This is a genomic window from Stenotrophomonas maltophilia group sp. RNC7, assembly GCF_030910085.1.
GTDB classification, from domain to species: domain Bacteria; phylum Pseudomonadota; class Gammaproteobacteria; order Xanthomonadales; family Xanthomonadaceae; genus Stenotrophomonas; species Stenotrophomonas sepilia.
The window spans coordinates 1-454 of record NZ_JAVFVN010000209.1; the positions used below are offsets into that span (position 1 = coordinate 1).

The 454-nt window shown below is 43.8% G+C and carries 1 protein-coding gene; it reads right to left on the minus strand.

All coding sequences use genetic code 11. The features are described 5' to 3' along the window. Positions 1 to 361: hypothetical protein (locus tag RCF13_RS02890; RefSeq protein WP_308140829.1), on the minus strand; the 361-nt coding region annotated here is incomplete at its 3' end. Positions 362 to 454 lie beyond the last annotated feature (93 nt).

The window sequence follows — 454 nt, forward strand, 5'->3', positions numbered from 1 at the left end:
GCTCATCCATACTGAAAAGACTTAATCCTTTATCGCTGTAGAGTTGAGCTGTACGGGTCGTAAATGAGTTGTTGAACTGTATAATTCCGAGATTAAGGGACTGAAAATCGGGGTCCAACTCTCGGGTTCGTTCATGCATCATCGAAAATACAAAGCGTCGAGCTGTTTCATCAAGCCTGTGCTGATTTCGGGGATCGATGAAGAAGGTGAAAGGCTCTGAATGCAAATTTGAAATCAAAGGAAGCGAATATGACACCTCAATTCCTGCTCGAATAACAAATGGAGGAAAAAACTCTTTTCTGCTTGTAAGTCCATGGTTTTGAGCAAGAGTATAGAGCGCTCGCGCGGTACGCACATTCATTCGCAATTCTCTTGGCGTATGCACGCGCTTTATTATAAGTCTGGTAATCGCTCGAATGTCTGTCGGTTTAGGTTCGCCAAACAAATCATGGCC